The sequence below is a fragment of the Epibacterium ulvae genome, from assembly GCF_900102795.1.
In the GTDB taxonomy this organism is placed as follows: domain Bacteria; phylum Pseudomonadota; class Alphaproteobacteria; order Rhodobacterales; family Rhodobacteraceae; genus Epibacterium; species Epibacterium ulvae.
In genome coordinates this window covers 250,177-257,798 of sequence record NZ_FMWG01000006.1, presented here as the reverse complement: position 1 = coordinate 257,798, position 7,622 = coordinate 250,177, and the positions used below count along the sequence as shown (strand labels likewise).

The following is a 7,622-nucleotide window of genomic DNA, read 5'->3' as shown; positions in this document are numbered from 1 at the left end:
ATCCATCGAATGAACCAAACCGCCCACATATCTCTTCAGTTATCTATCAATGTCAAAGAGCAAACACCCAGAGGTCAAAAACAGGACCGTAACGCCAATCTCTCAGCGCACACAGCCACCAAATCTCTCCAAATGCCCCAGTCTTTCCTAAGCGTCAAATCGTCTCTCCGATCCGTCAATCCCCGTCTCTCCGGAGCGTCCCTAGCAGCGTCTCCGCCGCCCCGTTGTGCGCCTCAGCGCCGCCGGTGAGAGGCCTTCTAGACCTACTAACACCGACTCGCAACCCCTAATCATAAGAAAAATGACAGAATTACAAAAATAACCAAAATCAATACTTTAGCTTAGGCGTCGAACCAACGCACAACGCACCGCATCCAACACCAACCAAAACCAATCAATCAATACCCCCCCCACGCGAATAAGCATGAGACACAAAATCATCCCGAGATAAATCAAGGGGGCAACCTGAAAGCCTTTTGCCAACAAAACATAATGCAGCCCGCCCAAAACGGCAGCCAGATAGGTCAACCGGTGCAAACGCTGCCAGCGACGACCAAGCCCCCGGACTGATGCATTATTAGAAGTAACCGCCAAAGGAACCATCGCAATAAACGAAAGCATACCCAGCGTAATATAAGGCCGTTTCAGGATGTCGGTCAGGATTTGGTTGAGAATTTGCACATCCAGCACCAACCAGACCAGCAAGTGACAGCTCACATAGAAAAAGCACAACAGACCAATCGCCCGGCGAAACTTCATCAGGTTTAGTCCAAGATGGCGCCGCAAAGGGGTAATTGCCAGCCCTGCGATCACCAACTGCAGCGCCAGCTCTCCATAACGATGTTCAATCGCCTTCACTGGATCAGCGCCCAGATCACCAATCAGACCAAGATAAAACAGCCAGGGCGCAGGCAGCACCCCAAGCAGGTAAACAACCCAAACCGGGAGACGGCGGATCCAGCTATTCAGGGGGCTGATCAAAAGAACTCCCGCAGATCCATGCCCTCATAGAGGGAGGCGACCTCTTCTTCATAGCCATTAAACATGAGTGTCGGCTTACGCTTGGCAAAGATACCTCCGCCCAGAGGACGTTCAGACGCCTGGCTCCAACGGGGATGATTCACATTTGGATTAACGTTTGAATAGAACCCATACTCGCGCGGGTTCGCCATATTCCAGCTGGTCGGTGGCTCCTGATCGCTCAAGGTGATACGCACAATCGATTTGATCGATTTAAAGCCATATTTCCATGGCACCACCAAACGCAAAGGCGCGCCGTTTTGGTTGGGCAGTGGTTTCCCATAAAGCCCAGTTGCCATGAGTGTCAGCGGATGCATTGCCTCATCCAAGCGCAATCCCTCGCGATACGGCCACTCCAGAACAGGCACCGCAGTGCCTGGCATCTCCGCCGGGCGGTAGAGGGTTTCAAAGGAGACATATTTCGCCCCCTCTTGCACACCTGCCATTTGCAAAAGATCTGCCAGTTCAAATCCATTCCATGGCACCACCATCGACCAGGCCTCCACACAGCGGAACCGGTAGATGCGCTCTTCGATGGTCATCTCACTCAGGATGTCTTCAAGTGCATAGTCACCCGGCTTATCCACCATCCCATCAATTTTGACCGACCACGGTTCAGTCGTCATGAGATGCGCATACTGAGAAGGATCCCCTTTGCCAGTGCCGAACTCATAAAAATTGCAATAGGATGCGATATCTTCGAACGAGTTTGGCTCCAGAGCCTCTTGCGCCTGTGCCGTATTCCCGACCAAGCCTGCAAGACCTGCGCCCGCAAGACCCGCCATGATTTGACGCCGGTTCACAAAAAGGTTCTCCGGGGTGATATCAGCCCGTGTCAGGTCATTGGTCCAACGGCGCGCCATAATGCTCTCCTTTTGTAATCTCAGACCTTTGGTGTACTCGCCCGTGCGTTACCACTCAAAGAATATCGGCTCACGTTTTCGCGAGAGTTTTGTAGCTTGGCTGAATGTCACTCATCAGTCGAGAGCGCCCACCCTCTTCAACGATGCGAACATGGCGGCGGCGCATTTCACGAGGCTCTGACACACCAACCGAATGCGCAATCGTTTCAACTTCCTGCACGATTGATGTCGCATAAGCACTAACGCGCTTATACTTCTCTGAGATCACCAAGCCCTTTTGAAATCTTGGGTCATGGGTTGTGATCCCCGTCGGGCAGGTATTTTTGTTGCATTTCAACGCCTGAATGCAGCCAAGCGAGAACATGAAGCCACGTGCCGACGTGACAAAATCCGCACCTGCAGCAAGGGCCCAAGCCACATCACCCGGATTCACAAGCTTCCCGCTTGCGATCAGGCGAATGCGATCTTTGAATCCGTATTCATCCCGCAAATCACACACCAAAGGCAGGCCTTCGCGTACAGACATACCCACCAGGTCCATTAACGGCATGGGGGACGCACCGGTCCCGCCCTCACCACCATCAATTGTAACAAAGTCAGGCACATCGTCACGACGCATCGCAAAACACATAAACATTTCACGCAAAGCAATCTCAGATCCTGCGACGGTTTTGATGCCAACTGGTTTACCTGTCACCTCTCGGACATGAGCGACCATATCCAACAGCGTATCATAAGAATCAATCTCACGATGACGATTGGGGGAAATACTGGACTGTCCTTCAGGAATGCCACGAATCTCTGCCACCTCTGCGCTGATCTTCTCGGCAGGCAAAATACCGCCTTTGCCGGGCTTTGCCCCCTGCGCCAGTTTGATTTCAAACATGCGAACCGTCGGGTAGGCTGCGACCTCTGCCAAACGCTCATCGCTCAGATTGCCTTCAGCATCACGCACCCCATATTTCGCAGTCCCAATCTGGAAAACGATGTCACAGCCCCCCTTCAGATGGTAAGGGCTCAACCCACCTTCCCCAGTGTTCATCCAAACACCTGCGTCTTTGGCACCCTTACTCAGCGCGATCACAGCAGGCCGTGACAAAGCGCCATAGCTCATACCGGAAATATTGAAAAAAGATGGTGCCTGATAGGGTGTCCGTGCAGTCGGACCAATCTCAAGCGTTTCTGTACATGCATATTGATCGTTCAATGGTGGAAATGGTGCATTCACAAAAATAGGCGTGCCTGGAACCGAGGTATTGCGGGTTGAACCAAAGGCAACCGTGTTAGATTCGCCAGCGCCAGCGCGTGATATCCAGTCACGTTGCGCCCGGTTAAACGGCATCTCCTCACGATCCATCGCAAAGAAATACTGGCGAAAGAACTCGCCTAACTCAGAGAACAAATGCCGAAAACGGCCGATCACCGGGTAATTACGCCGGATTGCATCACCATGCTGGCTACGGTCAGCCACATACATGTAAAGTGCAACCAGCACCAACACGCCCACCAACATGACAAAACTGATCGCCAAAAATGACATGGTATTCATTGCAAAGCTCATTTGGTGCCCTCTTGGTGCCTAAATATTCCTCCCAATAATGGGTCTTTTTTACACGCCGAACCAGAGCAGTTCACGCATATGTGCTGCGTTCCATATGAAACAGACAGGTCGCCCGCCATTTTACCAGCGGGCAGAACCGAAATCAGTGTACAACCACATCCTCTGGACGTGGCTTTCCATGCGCTGACAGACGATCTCCCAGCATCAACCCTTCAGAGCTTGCGGTCACAGGCACAGTATCACCCTCCGTGATCTCACCGGCCAAAAGAAGTTCCGCCAAAGGATTTTGCAAAGCACGCTGAATCACCCGCTTGAGAGGGCGCGCACCAAACACAGGATCATAACCTTCATCCGCCAGCCAGGTCCGCGCCGCTTCGTTCAGATCCAAGGCGATTTTACGCCCAGCCAGTCGTTTTAGCAGTCGGTTCATCTGGATATCAACAATGCCGTCCATATCCTCGCGTGCCAGACGATCAAAGATGATGGTTTCATCCAATCGGTTCAAAAATTCAGGTCGGAAATGTCCGCGCACCGCATTCATCACATCCGCCCGCGCCTGCGTGCTGTCCGCACCATCTGGCAGTTGGCTCAACGCTTGCGCCCCAAGGTTGGATGTCAGGATAATAAGCGTTTGCTTGAAATCCACTGTACGCCCCTGACCGTCAGTCAACATCCCATCATCCAGAACCTGCAGCAGCACGTTGAACACATCCGGATGGGCTTTCTCCACCTCGTCAAACAGCACCACCTGATAGGGGCGGCGACGCACCGCTTCGGTCAAAACGCCCCCCTCATCATATCCGACATAGCCCGGAGGGGCCCCAATCAAACGCGCAACACTGTGCTTTTCCATAAATTCCGACATATCAACGCGCACCATCGCATGATCATCGTCAAACAGAAACTCAGCAACTGCTTTTGTCAGTTCGGTTTTGCCAACACCGGTCGGCCCCAAAAACAGAAATGATCCCAATGGCCTGTTTTCATCGTTCAGCCCAGCGCGTGCACGACGTACCGCATTTGCCACGGCTGTCACCGCATCTTTCTGACCAATGACACGCTGGTGCAATTCATCTTCCATCCGCAACAGCTTTTCCCGTTCGCCTTCCAGCATGCGCGAGGTCGGTATCCCCGTCCACCGCTCAACCACCGCGGCGATCTGCTCCGAGCGCACAGCCTCTTCGACCATCAAACCCTTTTCTTCTTGGGCTTCTGCCAGAGAAAGCTGCTTTTCCAGATCCGGGATAACCCCATAAGACAGCTCACCCGCACGGGCCAGATTGCCTTCACGCTTGGCAATATCCAGATCTGCGCGCGCCTTATCCAGTAGCTCTTTCAGATCCCGCGCCGAGGCAAGTTTGTCTCGCTCTGCCTGCCATTGTGCCGTCATCTCGGCAGATTGCTCCTGCAGATCCGACAGCTCTTTTTGCAACCGATCCAAACGATCCGCTGAGGCTGTATCATCTTCCAGCTTCAGCGCCTCTTCTTCGATCTGCAACTGCAAAATTTGGCGGTCCAGCGCATCCAGCTCTTCGGGTTTACTATCCACCTGCATCCGCAAACGGCTCGCGGCCTCATCCACAAGATCAATCGCCTTATCAGGTAAGAAACGATCGGTAATATACCGATTTGAAAGCGTGGCAGCCGTTACAAGCGCTGCATCTGCGATACGCACCCCGTGGTGCAGTTCATACTTTTCTTTAATACCCCGCAAGATCGAAACCGTATCTTCAACTGTTGGCTCTTGCACCACAACCGGCTGAAACCGCCGCGCAAGCGCTGCATCTTTTTCGACATACTTGCGATACTCATCCAGCGTGGTCGCACCAATGCAGTGCAACTCCCCTCTTGCAAGAGCTGGCTTAATCAGATTCGCCGCATCCATCGCGCCATCTGATTTTCCCGCACCAACCAGCGTATGCATTTCATCGATAAACAGAATGGTCTCACCAGCGGCCTCGCCTACTTCAGTCAATACCGCTTTGAGCCGTTCTTCAAACTCACCCCGGTATTTGGCCCCCGCAATCAACGCCCCCATATCCAAAGACAAGAGCTGTTTGTCCCGCAAGGATTCTGGCACATCCCCATTGACGATCCGCAAAGCCATACCTTCGGCAATTGCCGTTTTGCCCACACCCGGTTCACCAATCAACACCGGATTGTTCTTGGTGCGGCGGCTTAGTACCTGCATGGCACGGCGGATTTCCTCATCCCGCCCGATAATGGGATCAATCTTACCAGCCCGTGCACGTTCGGTCAGATCCTGCGCGTATTTCTTGAGCGCCTCATATCCATCTTCAGCTGTCGCGCTATCCGCAGTGCGGCCTTTGCGAATGTCATTGATCGCCTCATTCAAAGATTGCGCTGAAACCCCCCCTGCGACCAAAGCATCCTTGGCCTTTGATTTTACAAGGCACAACGCCATCAAAAGACGTTCAACGGGTACAAAACTGTCGCCAGCCTTTTCCGCAATTTTTACCGCCTCATCCATGACTTTGGCGGTTTGACCATCCATATAAATTTGCCCAGCATCCCCTGAAACCTTAGGCTGTTTTGCGACTGCGGCTTCCACAGCCTCAACAACCTGCGCTGACGTACCGCCCGCACGGGCAATGAGGTTGCTGGCCAACCCTTGGTCATCATCCATCAGCGCTTTGAGGATATGCTCCGGCACCATACGCTGGTGCCCTTCGCGCAAAGCGATCGTCTGCGCCGCCTGCACAAAACCGCGCGCGCGTTCAGTGAACTTGTTCAAGTCCATCTTATCTCTCCTTCTGTAAGCGTTCGGATCGGTTTGACGCCCACATTGGCAGCACGTCCCGGTTCGAACCTTACTCTCAGATTTGGGCAGTTTTTATCCCGCTTCAAGAGGAGAATACCGCAAAAGAATGAGGAATTCCCTGACACTGCGATCATCTCCGACCACATCGCGCCGCGGCGCGATGCCTGGCCCAAAATCTGTAATCTGTCCGATAGGACAGCTTCAGATGCGGGAGCCTCTCTCCTGTCTCTACAAATTCTTGCCGTTGCCAGCCTGCAGGCGTATGAAACGCCAATTTCGTGCCAAACCGCCCTTTGAAAGGAAACCTCATGACGCAGTCGCCCACAGATGATCGCTTGATTGTTGCAATGGATGTGCCAAACGCAATCGCAGGCCTCAAACTGGCTGAACAATTGGGTGATGCCGTCTCTTTTTACAAAATCGGTCTTGGAATGCTCACTGGTGGCGGCCTGGCCCTTGCCAATGAACTGAAGCAAGAACACGGAAAACGCATTTTTCTTGACATGAAGCTCTTTGACATCGGCGCAACTGTCGAAAATGCGGTGCGCGGCCTGGCGCAATTCGATCTCGATTTTCTGACCGTCCACGGCGACCCTTATGTTGTGAAGGCCGCCAAAGAAGGCGCTGCAGGCAAAGATTTGAAAATTCTGGCCGTCACAATTCTCACCTCTTTGGATCGTGCTGATCTGGATGGCGCATTGATCAAACCCGGCGACATCAAAGATCTCGTCCAAGAGCGCGCAGGCCGTGCATTGTCCGCAGGCGCAGACGGGGTTATCGCAAGCCCTCAAGAAGCCGCTCTCATCCGCGCCTTGCCAGAAGCTCAAGACAAACTCATCGTCACCCCGGGCGTACGCCCTGCTGGTGCAGCGCTTGGCGATCAAAAACGCGTCGCAACTCCAGCTCAAGCGATCAAAGACGGGGTGGACCACATCGTGGTAGGGCGACCAATCTGGCAAGCAGAAAACCCCAAAACCGCTGCCCTGAGCATTCAACAGGAACTGCGAAACCCATAAATAGTACTCCGCTGACTCCCTCACCCTTCTCACTGCAGACGTAAAGCAAAGTAGGGCTACAACTTAAACAGCGTTGCAATATCTTGTATTACCACTCAGAAACGAGTGAAAAATAGGCAGAACGAAAAGAATATTTTCTTTCAAACACCACTTCGGCGGGCAGCAGGAAAAACCCCTGCTGCTTTCACCTAATGCCTTTCAGTACCTCATTTTTACAGGCGCGCCGCTTGCAATACCGCACTCAAACCTGTGTCTTAAAACACACAGCTTTCTTTCGGCATTTGTATCAATACACATCAAAATTTGATCCGGCGGCCTCTCTTACGGATTCTAAGGTTGAGACACTCCCCTGACAGGCTCTTTCTTCCTGTAGCTTGTCA

At 52.8% G+C, this 7,622-nt stretch carries 5 protein-coding genes; 1 reads left to right on the top strand and 4 read right to left on the bottom strand.

Going from position 1 to position 7,622, the window contains the following annotated elements; genetic code table 11:
* Positions 1 to 336 precede the first annotated feature (336 nt).
* The 4 genes from msrQ to clpB form a co-directional block, all read right to left on the bottom strand.
* Complete coding sequence (gene msrQ, locus BLP79_RS11765; RefSeq protein ID WP_090219215.1) at positions 337 to 978, bottom strand: protein-methionine-sulfoxide reductase heme-binding subunit MsrQ; 642 nt, start codon at positions 976 to 978, stop codon at positions 337 to 339.
* Entirely contained in the window at positions 978 to 1,883 is a 906-nt protein-coding gene (gene msrP / locus BLP79_RS11760) for a protein-methionine-sulfoxide reductase catalytic subunit MsrP (protein WP_090219176.1), read from the bottom strand. Before msrP ends, msrQ begins: the two co-directional genes overlap by 1 nt.
* A 70-nt stretch (positions 1,884 to 1,953) precedes the next feature.
* Entirely contained in the window at positions 1,954 to 3,444 is a 1,491-nt protein-coding gene (locus tag BLP79_RS11755; RefSeq protein WP_090219174.1) for an FMN-binding glutamate synthase family protein, read from the bottom strand.
* Between the two features lie 142 nt (positions 3,445 to 3,586).
* Positions 3,587 to 6,205, bottom strand: coding sequence for an ATP-dependent chaperone ClpB (gene clpB / locus BLP79_RS11750; protein WP_090219172.1), 2,619 nt, complete (start codon positions 6,203 to 6,205; stop codon positions 3,587 to 3,589).
* 329 nt (positions 6,206 to 6,534) lie between these two features.
* Between clpB and pyrF the strand changes: the two genes are divergently transcribed.
* Positions 6,535 to 7,242 carry an orotidine-5'-phosphate decarboxylase gene (gene pyrF / locus BLP79_RS11745; protein ID WP_090219170.1) on the top strand — a complete coding sequence of 236 codons (708 nt, stop codon included), beginning with the start codon at positions 6,535 to 6,537 and terminating at the stop codon, positions 7,240 to 7,242.
* Positions 7,243 to 7,622: the final 380 nt, after the last annotated feature.

Excerpts from the sequence above, each read along its gene's own strand:
- msrP (WP_090219176.1), bottom strand. The coding sequence starts at position 1,883 with ATGGCGCGCCGTTGGACCAATGACCTGACACGGGCTGATATCACCCCG.
- clpB (WP_090219172.1), bottom strand. The coding sequence starts at position 6,205 with ATGGACTTGAACAAGTTCACTGAACGCGCGCGCGGTTTTGTGCAGGCG.
- BLP79_RS11755 (WP_090219174.1), bottom strand. The coding sequence starts at position 3,444 with ATGAGCTTTGCAATGAATACCATGTCATTTTTGGCGATCAGTTTTGTC.
- pyrF (WP_090219170.1), top strand. The coding sequence starts at position 6,535 with ATGACGCAGTCGCCCACAGATGATCGCTTGATTGTTGCAATGGATGTG.